Genomic DNA, 17,758 nt, shown 5'->3' on the forward strand with positions numbered 1-17,758 from the left:
GTGGCGGTTTCACTTTGGCAACAATGTATCGGAAGACTGCAAGATGAGCTTTCTGCTCAGCAGTTCAGTATGTGGATCAGACCGTTACAAGCCGAAATGGATGGAGATACTTTGGTGTTATATGCGCCTAACCGCTTCGTGCTCGATTGGGTTAGGGATAAGTACATCAATATCATTAATCAGTTTTTTACTGAGCAAATGGGTAATGATGCGCCTAAGCTACGCTTCGATATTGGTAGTCGTCCGTCCGCGAAAAAGCCAGAACCTGCGCCCGTCGCAGCAGTGCGCGTGCCCAATCCCCAAACTAAGGCTTCTGTTGGTACATCATTTAATACCACCGAGCCTGTTACTAACACTAATCATCGCAGCAATATCAATCCAACTTATCAATTCGATAACTTCGTTGAGGGTAAGTCAAACCAACTTGGTAAAGCGGCAGCATTGCAAGTAGCTGAAAATCCAGGCGGTGCATATAACCCACTATTCTTATATGGTGGAACTGGTCTAGGTAAGACTCACTTGTTGCACGCTGTCGGTAACGGGATCATTAAAAATAATCCGAATGCTAAAGTGGTTTATATGCATTCCGAGCGTTTTGTGCAAGACATGGTCAAAGCGCTGCAAAACAATGCGATCGAAGAATTCAAACGCTATTACCGCAGTGTCGATGCACTGTTTATCGACGATATTCAATTTTTTGCCAATAAAGACCGATCCCAAGAAGAATTTTTCCATACCTTTAACGCACTGCTTGAAGGTAACCATCAGATCATCCTGACATCGGATCGTTATCCAAAAGAGATCGACGGGGTTGAAGACAGATTAAAATCTCGCTTTGGCTGGGGTTTAACGGTTGCGATCGAGCCACCCGAACTTGAAACTCGCGTGGCGATTTTGATGCGCAAAGCGCAAGAGAGCGGCATTAACCTGCCTGATGAAGTGGCCTTTTTTATTGCTAAGCGCTTACGTTCAAACGTACGCGAGTTAGAAGGGGCGTTAAACCGCGTGATCGCCAACGCTAATTTTACCGGTCGCCCAATAACGATTGATTTTGTGCGTGAAGCACTACGTGACCTCTTGGCACTGCAGGAAAAATTAGTCACTATAGACAACATTCAGAAAACCGTAGCTGAATACTACAAAATCAAGATGGCTGATATGTTGTCTAAGCGTCGTTCGCGCAGTGTTGCGCGCCCAAGACAAGTGGCCATGGCGTTATCCAAAGAATTAACTAACCAGAGCTTGCCGGAAATTGGTGATGCCTTTGGTGGTCGAGATCACACCACAGTGTTACATGCCTGTCGTAAGATTGCTCAGCTACGGGAAGAGAGTCACGACATTAAAGAAGATTATGCTAACTTGATTAGAACCTTATCTTCTTAAAATCAAGGAATTTGGACACTATGAAATTTTCAATTGATAGGGACGCCCTATTAAAGCCGCTTCAATTGGTTTGTGGTGCGGTAGAAAGACGCCATAACTTGCCTATTTTGGCAAATCTCCTTGTAGAAGTTAGTGGTCACTCACTCAAATTAACAGGTACTGACCTTGAAGTTGAGTTAGTCGGTCAGGCGGTTATTCATGGTGATATCGAAGAAGGTCGAACTACAGTTCCTGCTAAGAAGCTGTTAGATATCGTTAAATCTTTGCCTGAGCAAAGCGAGCTTAAGGTCGAGCAGCAAGATAACAAGTGGTTGTTACGCTCTGGCCGTAGTCGTTTTTCGCTGGCAACCCTGCCCGCAGAAGAATACCCCAATGTGGAAGCCTTTCAGGCGGAAATCGAATTCACCCTTAAGCAAGGCGTGCTGAAGTCGTTGATTGATGCGACCCAGTTTTCGATGGCGAACCAAGACGTTCGTTACTATCTGAATGGTTTATTGCTCGAAACCGAAGGTAATGTGCTGCGCGCCATTGCTACCGACGGTCACCGCTTAGCCTTAAGTCACAGAACCATAGATGCACAATTACCTGAAAAACAAGTCATCGTGCCCCGTAAAGGCGTGATGGAAATGGCGCGTTTGTTGGAAGCCGACGATTTAGATATCGCAATTGCCATTGGTGATAATGCGATTCGTGCGACCACCAGCACTACTGTCTTTACCAGTAAATTAGTCGATGGTCGTTTCCCCGATTATCGCCGCGTGTTACCTAAGGGCGGTGATAAAATCGTTATCGCCAGCCGTAACCACTTCAAGCAAGCTTTAACGCGCGCTTCTATTTTATCGAATGAGAAGTTTCGTGGTGTACGCATTCAGTTAGAAGCGGGATTACTGAAAATCACCGCTAATAACCCAGAGCAAGAAGAAGCGGAAGAAATCATCGATGTGGATTACAACAATCAGCCACTCGAAATTGGTTTCAACGTCAGTTACTTATTGGACGTGCTCAACAACCTTAAGTCCGATGATGTGCGTATTACCTTAATTGATGGGAACTCGAGTGCTTTATTGGAAAACCACTTGGAAGAAGATTCCATGTATGTGGTTATGCCAATGCGCTTATAGTCATCCTATTTCTACGCAGTGCCATACGCCGCTTTTTAGCGGCGTATATGTCTTCAAACCTTATCTCTTGTTGCCTTATTAACTCTAATGGATATGAATTGCGGTATGATAACAGTCCTGAGTCTTGGCCTGAGCCGTCGATGCGGTTTGATGAGTAACGCATGAGCCTTATCCGTCTTAATATTGATTCTTTTCGCAATATTCAATTGGCGCAACTGAGCCCGAGTGAAGGGATTAATCTGATCTATGGTCAAAATGGCAGTGGTAAAACCAGTATACTTGAGGCGATTTACTTTCTCGGGATGGGGCGTTCGTTTCGCAGCCACTTATCCCAGCGAGTCATCAATAACGACCAAGACAAACTAACCCTGTTTGCGACCTTAAATTTACCCCGCGGCGACAGTAAAATCGGTCTGCGGCGTTTTCGCAGTGGCGAAACCGAAGTCAAAATTGACGGCGAAAAGGTCAAACGGCTATCGACTTTAGCTGAAACCTTGCCCATACAAGTCATCACGCCGGAAAGCTTTTCGTTATTGTTTGAAGGTCCAAAATCCCGCAGGCAATTTATTGATTGGGGCGCCTTTCATTCTGACCCACAGTTTTATACGGCGTGGGTGAATGTGAGGAGGGTTCTTAAACAACGAAATCAATTGCTTAGAAATAATTCTCCCTATGATCAAATCCAATATTGGGATCGGGAGTTTGTCCGTTATACCGAGCAGGTCACCGAAATACGAAACCGTTATGTAGACTCGTTAAATGAGCTACTTAAGGGTATAATCGAGGAGTTTTTACCGCAGGTGAATGTTAAGGTTTCATTTACCCGCGGCTGGGATAGCAAAACGGATTTTGCACAACTTCTCGAATCACAATATCCCAGAGATTTGGCTACGGGTCATACCGTCAGCGGTCCCCATAAAGCTGACTTAAGACTTCGTGTAGGCACTTTGCCGGCGCAGGATGCCCTGTCCCGTGGCCAATTGAAATTATTAGTCTGTGCACTGCGTATTGCACAGGGAAAGTTGCTCAAACAACAAATAGATAAACACAGTATTTATCTTGTGGATGATCTTCCATCCGAGTTGGATGCACAGCATAGGCAGCTATTGCTGAAACAGCTAGTGAACACTGGTGCACAAGTGTTTGTGACCGCCATTGAGCCAGCAGCAATAGTCGATTCGTTACACACGCCTCCCAGTAGGATGTTCCATGTGGAACACGGACGTGTAACGGTAATTGAATAACCATTGAGAGAATAATATGTCAGAGAATAGTTACGATTCTTCGAGTATTAAGGTCCTTAAGGGCCTTGATGCAGTACGTAAGAGACCTGGGATGTATATTGGTGACACCGACGACGGTACGGGTCTACATCATATGGTGTTCGAAGTAGTCGATAACTCTATCGATGAAGCCTTAGCGGGCCATTGTACTGATATCACAATTACTATCCATGTGGATGGTTCGGTTTCTGTTAAGGATGATGGCCGTGGTATTCCGGTCTCTATCCATGAAGAAGAAGGTGTATCGGCCGCAGAAGTTATCATGACGGTTCTGCATGCTGGTGGTAAGTTCGACGATAACTCCTATAAAGTGTCAGGTGGTCTGCACGGTGTGGGGGTGTCGGTGGTCAACGCGCTTTCTAAAAAGCTGCAATTAACTATTCGTCGCGATGGTAAAGTCCACGAGCAGTTTTACACCCATGGTGTACCTGATGCGCCAATCAAAGAGATTGGTGATGCAACTAAAACGGGTACCGAAATCCGTTTCTGGCCAAGTGAGCAAACTTTCAGTGATGTTGAGTTTCACTTTGAAATCCTGGCTAAACGGGTGCGAGAACTATCGTTCCTTAACTCTGGTGTGGGGATTCGCTTAGTCGACGAGCGTGATAATAAAAACGAATTCTTTAAATACGAAGGCGGTATCAGCGCATTCGTTGATTACTTGAACCGTAATAAAACGCCGGTAAACAAAGATGTATTCCACTTTATGCAGGAGCGTGACGACGGCATTACCGTTGAAGTGGCGATGCAGTGGAACGATGGTTACCAAGAAAACATATTCTGTTTTACCAACAACATCCCGCAGCGTGACGGTGGTACTCACTTAGCCGGTTTCCGTAGTGCGTTGACACGTAACCTCAACAACTACATGGAAAACGAAGGTTATAACAAGAAAGGCAAAACCAACGCGACTGGCGATGACGCCCGCGAAGGTTTAACGGCTGTTATCTCGGTTAAAGTGCCCGATCCTAAGTTCAGCTCGCAAACCAAAGACAAGCTAGTGTCTAGCGAAGTGAAAGCCGCGGTTGAACAAACCATGGGTGAAAAGCTAAACGACTATCTGCTTGAAAATCCTGCCGATGCTAAGTTAATCGTTGGTAAGATTGTTGATGCGGCTCGTGCCCGTGAAGCGGCGCGTAAAGCCCGTGAAATGACGCGTCGTAAAGGCGCGCTCGATTTAGGTGGTTTGCCTGGTAAGCTGGCGGATTGCCAAGAGAAAGACCCTGGTCTTTCAGAAATCTACATAGTGGAAGGGGACTCTGCTGGCGGTAGCGCTAAGCAGGGACGTAATCGTAAGAATCAAGCGATTCTGCCACTGAAAGGTAAAATCTTAAACGTTGAGAAAGCTCGTTTCGATAAAATGCTGTCTTCTCAAGAGGTTGCAACACTAATCACCGCACTTGGGTGTGGTATCGGTCGTGATGAATACAACCCAGATAAGACTCGCTACCACAACATCATCATCATGACGGATGCTGACGTCGACGGCTCGCACATTCGTACCTTGCTGTTGACCTTCTTCTTCCGTCAAATGCCTGAACTGATAGAACGTGGTTATGTGTATATTGCTCAGCCGCCTTTATTCAAAGTGAAGAAAGGTAAGCAAGAACAATATCTGAAAGATGAAGCAGCACTGACTCAGTATCTGACCACTCAAGCGTTAGATGGAACCAGCATTTATCCATCTCAAGGTGCGCCAGGTATGTCGGGTGAGCCATTAGAGCGTTTAGTGACGCAATACCGCGAAGTAGAAGCGATTGTTGCCCGTTTAGAGCAACGTTATCCAACCCATATCACTAATCGGATGCTTTACCACCCAATGATCAGCAATGAGATGTTGGCCGATGAAGCTAAGATGAAGGAATGGATAGACGCCTTTATCCATGAGTTGGTGGAATTAGAAAACAGCGGCGTGCTGTATTCTGGTGAGCCTGTACTCGATCCTGAGCGTAAAGTGTATTTGCCAAAGATCACCATCCGTAAACATGGTATCGACACGCATTACCTATTTAGCTATGACTTCTTCCAATCAATGGATTATCAACGTATTGCTAAGTTAGGTGCAGCCCTAGAAGGCTTGATTGAAGTCGGTGGTTATGTGCAACGTGGCGACCGAGTGAAAGAAGTTGGCAGCTTCATTGAAGCGCTAGATTGGACGATTTCTGAAGCGAAACGTGGTCTCTATATCCAACGTTATAAAGGATTGGGTGAGATGAACCCTGAGCAATTGTGGGAAACCACAATGGATCCTGAATCACGGCGTATGCTGCAAGTGACCATTGATGACGCCGTCGGCGCAGACCAATTGTTTACTTGCTTGATGGGCGATCAAGTAGAACCGCGTCGTGAGTTTATTGAAGCCAACGCGCTGAACGTAGCTAACTTAGACGTTTAATATCTAGACGTTTAATATCGTTTTTTACAGATAAAACTGATTGATAAAAAAGGGAAAGCTTAGCTTTCCCTTTTCTTTTGCAACAAATTACCTATCAACACCCGCCTCATCAGCTTCGACAATTTCAGTCTCCGCTTTTGCGGCAGTTATCCAAGCCTGCATTTCTGGCTGGCTCACAATAAATTCCATATACGCTCGGCTCGCTTGCGAGACTTCAATCTCATAGGTAAAGAAGCGCATTACCACTGGTGCAAACATCATATCGGCGATTGACCACTCGCCAAATAACCAAGTGCCCTGATTTTTGGATGGGGTAAACTCAGTCATTTGCTGAGACCAAATGCTGTCGATGCGTGCAATATCTTGCTGAACAGCGGGGTTAAGCTCGACATATCGACGGGCACGGATATTCATAGGCAGGGCATTTCGTAGGGCATGAAAGCCTGAATGCATTTCACAGGCGAGGGAGCGAGCCTTGGCTTTTTGTTTTGGCTCTTGTGGCCATGCAGTGCCTGAAAGATAACAATCATTGATATATTCACAAATCGACAGTGAATCCCAAACGGTAATGTCACCATCGACCAGTGTTGGTACTTTGAGCGTTGGCGAAATGGATTGGAGTTGCTGGTAGAAGCTATCGGTATCGAGTTGTAATAGCACTTCATCGAACTTAACGCCTGATTTCGCAGCCATTAACCAAGCTCGGAGCGACCAGCTAGAGTAGTTTTTATTGCCGATATAGAGTTTCATAAGCGCCTTCCAATTTTGAGTCGTGCTAATCACTATACATTATGTTTGTTTTTCTCCGAGCCGGCATGCTCATATTCAGCTATTCAAATTGCTCACGCTATCAAGCTAAATTGGACTATGGTTTCACGTGAAACAATTCGACTTGGTAACCTTATCTTAAGTTTGGCAACATATACTCAAGCTGCACATAATACTGATAGTGGCTGCTCTAGCATATCAATTACAATGGACGGATAATGTAATACTGGCTCAGTAAACACAGCTTTCATAGGTTGGAATATTTTGATTAAATCCATATTCAACAAAATTTTTAATATCCGTGAACAAGCAACACTTGAGCGACCTAAAAGCTTTAGTCAGACCGATCTCAGCAAACCTATAACGACAGCGTCACCTAAAAAACGTGTAGAAGAGCAATGTGATACTTCGATGAGTATTGACTTAGCGGCGCTGTTTTATAGTTTGTTATTCCCCGCCAGAACCAAAGATGCTGGTGGCGTTGCTAATAACCTTGAACGGCGTGTTATGGCTGAAATTGAGCTCGCTTTAGCATCGCCACAAGTGATAGCCGAAAAGGTGCTTAAGCTTCCCTCTAAGGTTTTGGAATTAGACCGTAAATTAGCAGAGCCACAGTTTGATACTAAGGACTTGTTGGCGCTAATCGAGAAAGATCCCTTACTGAGCGTCGAAGTGCTTAAACTGTGTAACTCACCGGCCTTTAAGCGTGGCGACCGAGAGGTGACAAGCCTGCAGCAGGCCTTGGTGCAACTTGGTCGTGAACAGTTACGCCGCTTTGTGACGAGCTGCCTAGTGCGTGAGATGCTAGATATTAAACCCATTTATTTTCGTCGCTTTGGTGCCGAGATTTGGCGTCATTCGATGCAGGTAGCCTTTTTAACCAGTGAACTGAGTGAAGAAGATAGAGACACCGCATTCCTATTAGGATTACTGCATGATGTGGGTAAGCTCGCCATCTTTAAAATGTTGCTCGATGCCTTTGTGCAAGCAGAACCGGGGGAGCAGCCAAATTCATGGTTATTCCGACAAGTGATGACGGCAAAATCTCTCACCTTAAGCGCTCTGTTAGCAAAGCATTGGCAATTGCCAAGTACCTTTGAAACCGAGCTGGATAAATTAGCCCATGTCCATACTCGGCCGAATGAGGGAATTGCCGCTGTGGTTTGGCGCGCCAATATCATCAGTGAGATTTCGATGCTGCAGCAAGCGGGTAAATTGCCTGCAGACATGCTGAGCAACTTGTTAGACTTGGTTGGACTGGAGCCCGCTCAATTCGAAGCATTGCACGAAAAACTTCAGCAGTTTTAATATATTGCAACCAATAAAAAACGCGCTTTTAGCGCGTTTTTTATTAGTACTCTAACGTGTTAATTACTGAAGCAGAGAAATATCCGCAACATGTAAGAACTGCTCACGTAGGTTATTTAGCAGTGCTAAACGGTTGTTTTTCAATGCTTCGTCATCCGCCATAACCATCACGTCTTCGAAGAACTGGTCAACACTTTCACGTAAGCTCGACAGCAGTGTCAATGCCTGTTGGTAATCAGCATTTGCAAACAGCGGAGCGAGTTGAGGCTGCAGTTCGGCAAGCTTAGCGGCTAATGCTTGTTCTGCTGCTTCGGCTAACAGAGCTGAGTTAATCGCGGTGGGTAATTCACCTTCCACTTTCGCCAGAATGTTAGACACACGCTTATTCGCTGCTGCCAGAGCGCTAGAGGCTTCTAAGCTTCTGAAGTGTGATACCGCATTGATACGGCTATCAAAATCAGCAGGGCGAGTTGGGCGGCGTGCTAATACGGCGAGGATCACGTCAACCTCTATACCTTTATCTTGGTACCAAGCACGGAAACGCGCCATTAGGAACTCAAGCACTTCATCGCTTGCATTCGCGTTGCTTAAGTTAGTGCCATGAAGTTCTTGAGCCTTAGCAATCAGGGTCACTAAGTCCAGTGGCAGCTTGTTCTCAACGATAATGCGTAGCACACCGATAGCGGCGCGGCGCAGTGCGAATGGGTCGGCAGCGCCCTTAGGTGCCTGACCAATACCGAAGATACCGACTAAGGTATCGAGTTTATCCGCTAAGGCTACTGCGCAAGATACCGCTGCAGTCGGAACCGTATCGCCAGAGAATTTGGGCTTGTATTGCTCTTCCATGGCCAAGGCGACGGCTTCTGTTTCACCGTCTAGGCGGGCGTAATGCATGCCCATAGTGCCTTGAGTATCGGTAAACTCCATCACCATATTGGTCATTAAGTCAGTTTTAGACAATAAACCAGCACGCGCTGCATCAACGGCGTTAGCGCCAGTTTGCTCTGCAATAAAGGCGGCTAGGGCAGATATACGAGTAACTTTGTCTTTTAAGGTACCGAGTTGTTGTTGGAACAAGACGGTCTCAAGACTCGATAAACGTGATTCTAGCGTGTGCTTTTTGTCGGTATTGAAGAAGAACTCGGCATCGGCCAAGCGTGGACGAACCACTTTCTCGTTACCCGCAATGATTTGCGCCGGATCTTTTGATTCGATGTTCGCGACAAAGATGAAGTTTGGCAGTAACTTACCGGCATCATCGAATACTGGGAAGTATTTCTGATCGCCCTTCATCGTATAAACCAAGGCTTCTGAAGGTACGTTCAAGAACTTCTCTTCAAAGCTTGCGGTTAATACGACTGGCCATTCAACTAAAGAGGTGACTTCTTCCAGCAGGTCATCTTCGATATCGGCGGTGCCACCAATCTTAGCTGCCGCTTTTTCGGCATCGGCTTTTATTAAGGCTTTACGGCTTTCGTAATCGGCGATGACTTTACCTTTTTCTTTCAGTCGCGTCAGGTAGTTGTCTGCATGGTCAAGCTCGAAGCCTGTACCCATAAAGCGGTGACCACGAACATTACGCGCCGATTTAATGCCGAGTAATTCACCTTCGATTAACTCACTGCCTAACAGCATAGTGGCGGTGTGAACAGGACGAATAAATTGTGTCTTGCTGCTTCCCCAGCGCATTGGCTTAGGAATGGGTAACTTATCCAGCGCACGTTGCGCCATCGCAGCGATTAAGCTCTTAGTTTCAACGCCTTCGACTTTGGCGTTATAAACCAGCCATTCACCTTTGTCTGTCACTAAACGTTCTGCCTGATCGACAGTAATACCGTTACCACGTGCCCAGCCTTCTGCGGCTTTCGTTGGTTTACCTTCGGCATCAAAAGCTGAACTCACAGCTGGGCCGCGTTTTTCAACGATTTTGTCCGCTTGAGCAATAGCCAGTTCAGTCACATTAATGGCAAGACGACGGGGTGCTGCATACCAAACAGCTGATTTAAAAGCTAAATCGGCTTTGATTAATTCTTCGGTAAAGTTCGCTAAGAAAGACTCAGCCAGTTTACGCAGCGCCTTTGGTGGCAGTTCTTCGGTGCCTAACTCGATGAGTAAGTTTTCAAAATTCATGTGTTACCTCTACTTACACATTGGGAAGCCAAGCGCTTCGCGTGCCTGATAATAGGATTCAGCAACGGCTTTAGCCATTGTACGAACGCGCAGGATATAACGCTGACGTTCAGTCACTGAAATGGCGTGGCGTGCATCGAGCAGGTTGAAGGCGTGCGAGGCTTTCATCACTTGCTCATAGGCTGGCAGAGGTAATGGTTTTTCAAGCGACAATAAGTGCTGACACATTTTTTCGCATTGATCGAACAGGGCAAACATAAAGTCGACGTCTGCGTGCTCAAAGTTATAGGTCGATTGCTCAACTTCGTTTTGGTGGAACACATCACCGTAGGTGATGCGACCCATTGGACCATCGGTCCATACGAGGTCGTACACGCTATCCACACCTTGGATATACATGGCGAGACGCTCTAAACCGTAGGTAATCTCACCCGTGACAGGGCTACACTCTAAGCCGCCGACTTGTTGGAAGTAAGTAAACTGAGTCACTTCCATGCCGTTTAACCAGACTTCCCAACCTAGACCCCAAGCGCCTAGCGTTGGTGATTCCCAGTTGTCTTCCACAAAACGGATATCATGGATTTGTGTATCAATACCTAGAGCTTGCAGAGAACCTAAATAGAGTTCTTGGATATTATCCGGTGACGGTTTTAACACGACTTGGAATTGGTAGTAGTGCTGCAGACGGTTTGGGTTTTCACCGTAACGGCCGTCGGTAGGGCGGCGCGATGGCTGCACATAAGCACTGCTCATTGGCTCAGGCCCTAGAGAGCGTAGGAAAGTTTGTGGGTGGAATGTACCCGCACCGACTTCCATATCTAAAGGTTGAACGATTGCACAGCCTTGCTGCGCCCAATATTCCTGTAGGGTTAGAATGAAACCCTGAAATGTTTTTACGTCGTGTTTCGTCGTCATGTCTACTTGTCTACTGCCGTCAGCTTGAATAGAAAATGGTTTCGATTATACCTTGTAGATCTCTGCTTATGTAGGTTATTTTTTACCTTCTTCGTTAAAACGTTAAGGTAGATAGGCCATGGAAGAAATCCGCTGTAATTGGGTCAGCGATGATCCCTTGTATCGTGAGTATCACGATAAAGTGTGGGGACGCCCAGTTTATGATTCGAAGGAGTTGTTTGCCAAGCTCTGTTTAGATGGCCAACAAGCCGGGTTGTCTTGGATTACTATCTTAAAGAAGCAGCAAAACTACGAACAAGCTTTTGCGGATTTTGAGCCGACAGTAATTGCCACTTTCGACGACGCTAAGGTTGAAGAGTTGATGAACAATCCAGGAATTGTGCGTAATCGCCTTAAGATCCATTCGATTATTCGTAATGCAAAAGGCTATTTAGCCTACACTGCGGATGGCAAAGATTTTGCTGAATTTCTGTGGAGCTTTGTTGGTGGTAAGCCTTTGGTTAATCAATTTACTTCCATGTCGCAGGTGCCTGCGCAAACACCAGAATCAGAGGCAATGTCCAAGGCATTAAAAAAGCTTGGCTTTAACTTTGTTGGTCCGACGATTTGTTATGCCTTTATGCAGGCGGTGGGGATGGTGAACGATCATCTTGTTGACTGTATTTCTTATCAAGCTTGTTGTGATCATCAATAATTAATTCATTTTGCTTTGATGGGCAGCGAAATAGAAAAGGCATGTTCCACGTGGAACATGCCTTTTGCTATTTCACCTTGCTGAGATTAGATTTTCTCGAAGAAGAAAGGCTTACGCTGTTTTTTGCTGCCATTGAGTTGGTTCATCGACTCTGCATCGAACAACTTACCATTGACCATAGTATAAGTAACTTTATCTGTGACGCGAATATCCGCTAATGGATCGCCATCAATAACGATTAAATCTGCAAGCTTACCTGTCTTTATCGAGCCAAGTTGATGCTCTAGGCCGAAGGTGGTGGCTGGGTTAATGGTCGCAGTTTTGAGTACATCCATATTGCTCATGCCACCTTGAGCGAACATCCACATTTCCCAATGGGCGGCTAAACCTTCACGCTGACCATGGGCACCAATATTTGGATGAATGCCTAATTTATTAAACTCATTCGCCACTTTAGCAACGTTAAAATGATTGTAGTGACCGTCTGGTGCATGGGGGCGACGCATAGAGCGAGCTTGCAAAATATCGCTTGGCACATACATAGACAGGCGAGGATGGGCCCACACATCGGTCTTATCATACCAATAGTTTTCACCCGAAATACCGCCGTAGGCGACGACTAAGGTTGGAGTGTAACCGACCTTAGTTTGGCTCCAGAACTGTTTAATATCGTTATAAATACTTGCCACGGGTAACGAGTGTTCTACGGTGGTATGGCCATCGGCAACCATGGTCAGGTTATGTTGCAGTAAGCTGCCACCCTCTGGCACGACCATCATTTCGAGTTCACGAGCTGCAGCTATAACCTGTTGTCTTTGATTGCGACGCGGTTGGTTGTAGCTCTTAACGCTAAAGGCGCCGACTTTTTTGAGTCGCTCTAAATGGAATTTTGCATCATCGAGTGAGTCGATATGCGAGGTGTATCCGGGAGCATTTGCGCCGTAGAGAATTGTTCCAGTGGAGAAAATTCGCGGGCCCACGATATTACCAGCTTTTTGTTGCTCAGAAGCGGCAAAGATTTCAGTGGTATCGTTCGATGGATCATGGATGGTCGTCACGCCTAGGGATAATCCAGAGTAGAGCGCCCAGTTTTGTTGGGGCACTATTTCATCATCGGCCTGGGCGCCATGGGCGTGAGCGTCAAACAAACCTGGCATAATGGATTTGCCGCTTATATCGATAACTTGTGCATCCTTTGGAATTGCCGTGTTAGCGTCGCCAACAGCAACAATATGATTGTCTTTGACGATCACTACACCCTTATCAATGACTTGGTCATTTTCCATGGTGATCACTTTACCGCCGACAAAGGCGACTGTTCCACGTGGAACATCAGCTTTTTCAGTAAAGCCTAAGTTGATAATGCTTGGCTTAGTTTGCGTGTTCTTTTTAAGATACTGCGAATCAACATCGGCTTGGTACAGTTCTGGGCCAAGAGTCCAATAGAGTTGATTACTCTTGCTATTCCAACTGATACTTTCGCCGGCTCGCACACTTAACTGAGTGACGGGAAGATTGCTGGCGTTAGGGCCGATTTCAACGGTTTCACCATGTTTAGCAAAGGGCGTCACCCAAACTTTAAAGCGCTCGGCAAAGGCGAGCTGTTTACCGTCGGGTGAGACTCTAAATTCGGTTGCATGCTTACTGCTGTAGTGAACGCGCTTATCAAACCCATCCAAGTTAATAGAGGCAAGCTGCGGTGTGTCATCTTCACCACTATTTATAAAAAATATGCGATCGGCTGAGGCTCCGAATTGTGCTTGATAGCCTTCTGTGGAGATTTTCTTATTTTGTTTGGTTTTTAAATTGGCCTTGTACAGACCTGGTTCCTGCGACCAAGTTCGAGGTGTGAGATGGCCGCCTTGGGTTTTACGATACACCACAAGTTCGCCATCGGGAGAAAAGGTGGGCTCGACGTATTTTCCTGGCTCAGTGGTAAGTTGTTTCGCTTTGCCACCTTTAGCGCTGATCACTTGTACTGTGCCTTGGTCTTGGTCATTCCAAGTGGTGAAGACAATATTTTTGCCATCACGCGACCACTGGGGATAGAGTTCTTCGATATTGTTATCTAACTCGGTTAAGCGCGACATCTTGCCATCGGGAAGTGTCTTCAACCAGATTTTACCCAATGCTTCGAAGGCGACCTTACTGCCATCCGGTGAAACTTGTGCCATTCGCAGCATTTTTACATCGAATACATCTTTATCAATATCTTGTTTAAAGCGTACTGAAGGCTGAACGTCTAATTGGGTTTTTACGGAAAAAGGAATATCGGTGACCGTTTTATTCGCAACGTTGAGGCGGTTAATTTTGCCCTTAGCCCAGAAGAAGATGTCTTTGTTGTCTGGAGTCCATGCCATAGTCGGGTAAACACCATGGATTGCCCAAGTCTCTTGCATATCGCGGTCTAAATCACCGAACAGTTTAGTGGTTTCACCGGATTTCAAATCAAGCAAATATAAGGATGATTGGAAATCATCACGCTTGATGTAGGCCAGTTTGGTGCCATCAGGGCTTGGGGTTGGGCGAATGGCTCCGCCAGTCCCTTCGATCAGAATTTCGATATCACCTGTTTTAGTATCGTAACGCTTGATTTTATAGATGCCGTTTACTGAGTCTTTGGAATAATGGAAGGTTTTTCCTGGGGTGTCATCTTGACTGAAATAGATATAGCGACCATCGGGTGAATAGGCGGGTTCACCTAAGTCTTTCTCATCATTTGGGCGTTCGGTGAGTTTTACACCTTCGCCACCTGCTACATGGTAGAGCCAGACTTCGCCGGCACCTAAACTACGACTGGCGGTAAAATGTTTACGACCCACTAAATATTGCGAATCAGGGCTCCACGCTGGGCTGTTGAGTAAGCGAAAAGTTTCTGATGTGACGGTGCGTGGATTGCTGCCATCGGCATCCATAATCCAAATATTGTCACCACCATCCGCATCCGAGGTAAAGGCGATGTGTTTACCATCAGGGCTATAAACGGGCTGCATTTGCCAGGCTATGCCTTGAGCTAATGGTTTAGCTTCGCCACCTGCGATCGGGATTTGATAAATATCACCGAGTAAATCGAATACTAAATGTTTACCATCTGGGCTGACACTGATGTTCATCCAAGTGCCTTCGGTTACATCTATTGCCACTTTTTCTAGCGGGGCATTGGCTGGCGCATTGACGTCCCAACTTGTTTTTTGGGTGTCTGCTGCCTGTACAACGTGGGAGTTAAGGCCAAGCATCAAGGCGATATAAAGCGGTGTCAGCTTAGGTTTCAACATGTTATGTCCTGTTATCGTTATTCTAGGGCTTGATTGTTATCAGATTGGATAAGTATTTGTTAATGCTAAGCTAAGTTATCGCACAAATACCCTGTAAGGAAAACGGAAATACTGTTTCAATTAATGACCGAGGGGCAGCAGCTGAGGCGTAGTAAACTGTTGGAGAGTAATGCGGCTTACTCTCCATGAAGTGATGATTAGTTTAATGTGACGGGATCGCCGATGTGGATCATGGCATCATTGATAACACGGCAAGTGACACCGCCTCGCCAATCAGGTGTAAGTGCTGACTCTAAGCCGGCATGAGCCTGTTCCATTTTCTTGCAGGGATCGGTTTCACCAGTCACTTCGAGGCAGAGATCACCAATCCGTAGCAGCTTACCAACGTCTACCGAGCTAAAAGTTAATCCATCTACTAATAGGTTTGCTCGGCGGGTCGTCCAAGGTAAATTTGCACCTATACTTTGACACGCAATTTGCCACTGTTGCAGCGACAGTACTGTGACTTGCCTTTTGCCTGGGCGACCAAATACATCTTTTTCAATACCGCTGTGCTGGGTGACATTCGCGCACAGCACCTCATTCATTGGTCCGCGTTTAATCGTTTTATAGGCGATAGCAACTAGTTTCGGCATGTTTGATGTCCTTATCCTAATGTCGATGTTGGGACTTAGAGTCCCTTTTTAATCAAATATTGATAGGGTGTTTGGTTGGTTTGACTGGCGATCAGTGTGTGATCCATAAACTCACAAAAACTGGGAATATCACGGGTAGTAGCAGGATCATCCGCGATGATAAGCAGTGTTTCTCCTTGAGCCATTTGTCTTACCGTTTTACGCACCATCATTACTGGTTCTGGGCAGCGCAAACCAAGAGCATCCAGTTTATGTTGTGCGGTTGAGAAAACGTCGTTCATATGACCTCGACTGAACGGTTAAACAGAATTGGCTAATGTTACTCCAGTGGTTTTGATAAACCAAGTTGGCGGCCTGATTTTGTGATGCAACGGGTAATTGGTTTTACTCCATTTTATTTATCCGAGAGTCGGGATTAGTGAGATGTTTCACGTGGAACAATGTTATTTCGTGATCCCTAATCTTTCTCAAATGCTTGAGAAAGGGAACTCTTCATCATAAAAAATACGGGACCTTTATAGCTGCTATAAAATCGAGATAATCTAACCGTAAGCGTTTTTTGGCTTAGCAACTTTATCATCGACGTTTTAGCGTTGCATTATTTCACAATGATTTTAAAGCTGCATAAAAAAGCCGGAACTAAGTCCGGCTTTGAAGGAAGAATCGTTAAGGATTAAACGCGTTCGAAAACGGTTGCAATACCTTGGCCTAAACCGATACACATAGTGGCTAAACCTAAGGTCGCATCTTTGTGTTCCATCAGGTTGATCAGCGTCGTTGAAATACGCGCACCAGAGCAACCCAGTGGATGGCCAAGCGCTATAGCACCACCGTTCAGGTTAATCTTCTCATCGACCACATCCAACAGGCCTAAATCTTTAACGCAGGGTAAAGATTGTGCGGCAAAGGCTTCGTTTAGTTCAATAACATCTAAATCAGCAACGGTAATGCCTGCGCGAGCCAGTGCTTTTTGCGTGGCTGGCACTGGGCCGTAACCCATAATAGCTGCGTCACAACCTGCAACCGCCATAGAGCGAATACGAGCACGGATTGGTAGACCCAAAGCGCGCGCTTTAGATTCTTCCATAATTAACATCGCTGAAGCACCGTCGGATAAGGCTGATGAGGTACCCGCAGTCACAGTACCGTTTGCAGGGTCGAATACTGGGCGCAGTGCTGCTAACGATTCCATGGTCGTTTCTGGGCGAATCACTTCGTCGTGCAGTACTTTAATCAGTGCACCGTTAGCATCATGGCCTTCGATGCCATAGATTTCCTTGGCAAAACGGCCTTCAACTGTGGCTGCGTAAGCGCGTTGGTGTGAACGAACAGCAAAGGCATCCTGCTGCTCACGGGTGATGCCGTGGAGCTTACCTAACATCTCAGCGGTTAAGCCCATCATGCCGGAGGCTTTGGCGACGTTATTAGCTAAACCAGGGTGGAAGTCCACACCGTGGTTCATCGGAACGTGGCCCATATGCTCAACACCACCTATGATAAAGGTGTCGCCCATGCCGGTCATAATGGCACGTGCCGCTTGGTGGATGGCTTCCATTGAAGAACCACATAGGCGGTTTACTGTCACGGCGCCAGCCGTCTTCGGGATACCTGCCAGCAATGATGCGTTACGGGCAATGTTGAAGCCTTGCTCTAGGGTTTGCTGCACGCAGCCCCAAATAACGTCTTCAATCGTATTGGGATCTAATTGCGGGTTACGCAGTAATAGACCTTTCATTAATTCGGCAGAGAGTGTTTCTGCACGTACATTACGGAACACCCCAGCCTTAGAGCGGCCCATAGGCGTACGAATGCAATCTACGATAACAGCTTGTTTCATAATTAAATTCCTTT

13 protein-coding genes are annotated in these 17,758 nt (G+C 46.1%); 6 read left to right on the forward strand and 7 right to left on the reverse strand.

Annotated features, from left to right (window positions below):
* From dnaA to gyrB, 4 genes are all read left to right on the forward strand, one after another.
* Positions 1-1,383, forward strand: a complete 1,383-nt coding sequence (gene dnaA / locus JM642_RS00005) for a chromosomal replication initiator protein DnaA (RefSeq protein WP_037413464.1) — start codon at positions 1-3, stop codon at positions 1,381-1,383.
* Positions 1,384-1,403: 20 nt separating this feature from the next.
* The gene (gene dnaN, locus JM642_RS00010; protein WP_037429330.1) at positions 1,404-2,504 is read left to right on the forward strand and encodes a DNA polymerase III subunit beta; all 1,101 of its coding nucleotides are present in this window, start codon (positions 1,404-1,406) and stop codon (positions 2,502-2,504) included.
* 161 nt (positions 2,505-2,665) lie between these two features.
* Positions 2,666-3,748 carry a DNA replication/repair protein RecF gene (recF, locus tag JM642_RS00015; RefSeq protein WP_203432459.1) on the forward strand — a complete coding sequence of 361 codons (1,083 nt, stop codon included), beginning with the start codon at positions 2,666-2,668 and terminating at the stop codon, positions 3,746-3,748.
* A gap of 16 nt (positions 3,749-3,764) precedes the next feature.
* Complete coding sequence (gene gyrB / locus JM642_RS00020) at positions 3,765-6,182, forward strand: DNA topoisomerase (ATP-hydrolyzing) subunit B (protein ID WP_088586444.1); 2,418 nt, start codon at positions 3,765-3,767, stop codon at positions 6,180-6,182.
* Positions 6,183-6,269: 87 nt separating this feature from the next.
* Here the strand turns inward: gyrB and JM642_RS00025 are convergent, their stop codons facing one another.
* The gene (locus tag JM642_RS00025) at positions 6,270-6,932 is read right to left on the reverse strand and encodes a glutathione S-transferase family protein (protein WP_203432460.1); all 663 of its coding nucleotides are present in this window, start codon (positions 6,930-6,932) and stop codon (positions 6,270-6,272) included.
* Between the two features lie 282 nt (positions 6,933-7,214).
* Between JM642_RS00025 and JM642_RS00030 the strand changes: the two genes are divergently transcribed.
* Positions 7,215-8,258: an HDOD domain-containing protein gene (locus tag JM642_RS00030; RefSeq protein WP_203432461.1), complete on the forward strand. Its 1,044-nt coding sequence runs from the start codon at positions 7,215-7,217 to the stop codon at positions 8,256-8,258.
* Between the two features lie 63 nt (positions 8,259-8,321).
* On the opposite strand, the gene glyS is transcribed toward JM642_RS00030, so the two are convergent.
* Together glyS and glyQ are read right to left on the reverse strand one after the other, a co-directional pair.
* Positions 8,322-10,388: a glycine--tRNA ligase subunit beta gene (gene glyS / locus JM642_RS00035; protein ID WP_203432462.1), complete on the reverse strand. Its 2,067-nt coding sequence runs from the start codon at positions 10,386-10,388 to the stop codon at positions 8,322-8,324.
* A 9-nt stretch (positions 10,389-10,397) separates the two neighbouring features.
* On the reverse strand, positions 10,398-11,303 hold the full coding sequence (gene glyQ / locus JM642_RS00040) for a glycine--tRNA ligase subunit alpha (RefSeq protein ID WP_011070431.1): 906 nt from the start codon (positions 11,301-11,303) through the stop codon (positions 10,398-10,400).
* Positions 11,304-11,421: 118 nt separating this feature from the next.
* Here glyQ and JM642_RS00045 point away from each other — a divergent pair, with 118 nt between their 5' ends.
* The gene (locus tag JM642_RS00045) at positions 11,422-11,997 is read left to right on the forward strand and encodes a DNA-3-methyladenine glycosylase I (protein WP_037413482.1); all 576 of its coding nucleotides are present in this window, start codon (positions 11,422-11,424) and stop codon (positions 11,995-11,997) included.
* A gap of 86 nt (positions 11,998-12,083) precedes the next feature.
* Here the strand turns inward: JM642_RS00045 and JM642_RS00050 are convergent, their stop codons facing one another.
* From JM642_RS00050 to fadA, 4 genes are all read right to left on the reverse strand, one after another.
* Complete coding sequence (locus JM642_RS00050) at positions 12,084-15,272, reverse strand: amidohydrolase family protein (RefSeq protein ID WP_203432463.1); 3,189 nt, start codon at positions 15,270-15,272, stop codon at positions 12,084-12,086.
* Positions 15,273-15,469: 197 nt separating this feature from the next.
* Positions 15,470-15,907, reverse strand: coding sequence for an MOSC domain-containing protein (locus JM642_RS00055; protein ID WP_203432464.1), 438 nt, complete (start codon positions 15,905-15,907; stop codon positions 15,470-15,472).
* A 35-nt stretch (positions 15,908-15,942) separates the two neighbouring features.
* On the reverse strand, positions 15,943-16,188 hold the full coding sequence (tusA, locus tag JM642_RS00060) for a sulfurtransferase TusA (RefSeq protein WP_172589388.1): 246 nt from the start codon (positions 16,186-16,188) through the stop codon (positions 15,943-15,945).
* A gap of 392 nt (positions 16,189-16,580) precedes the next feature.
* Positions 16,581-17,744 carry an acetyl-CoA C-acyltransferase FadA gene (fadA, locus tag JM642_RS00065; protein ID WP_037413491.1) on the reverse strand — a complete coding sequence of 388 codons (1,164 nt, stop codon included), beginning with the start codon at positions 17,742-17,744 and terminating at the stop codon, positions 16,581-16,583.
* Positions 17,745-17,758: the final 14 nt, after the last annotated feature.

The organism is Shewanella sp. LZH-2 (assembly GCF_016859145.1).
Lineage (GTDB): Bacteria > Pseudomonadota > Gammaproteobacteria > Enterobacterales > Shewanellaceae > Shewanella > Shewanella xiamenensis.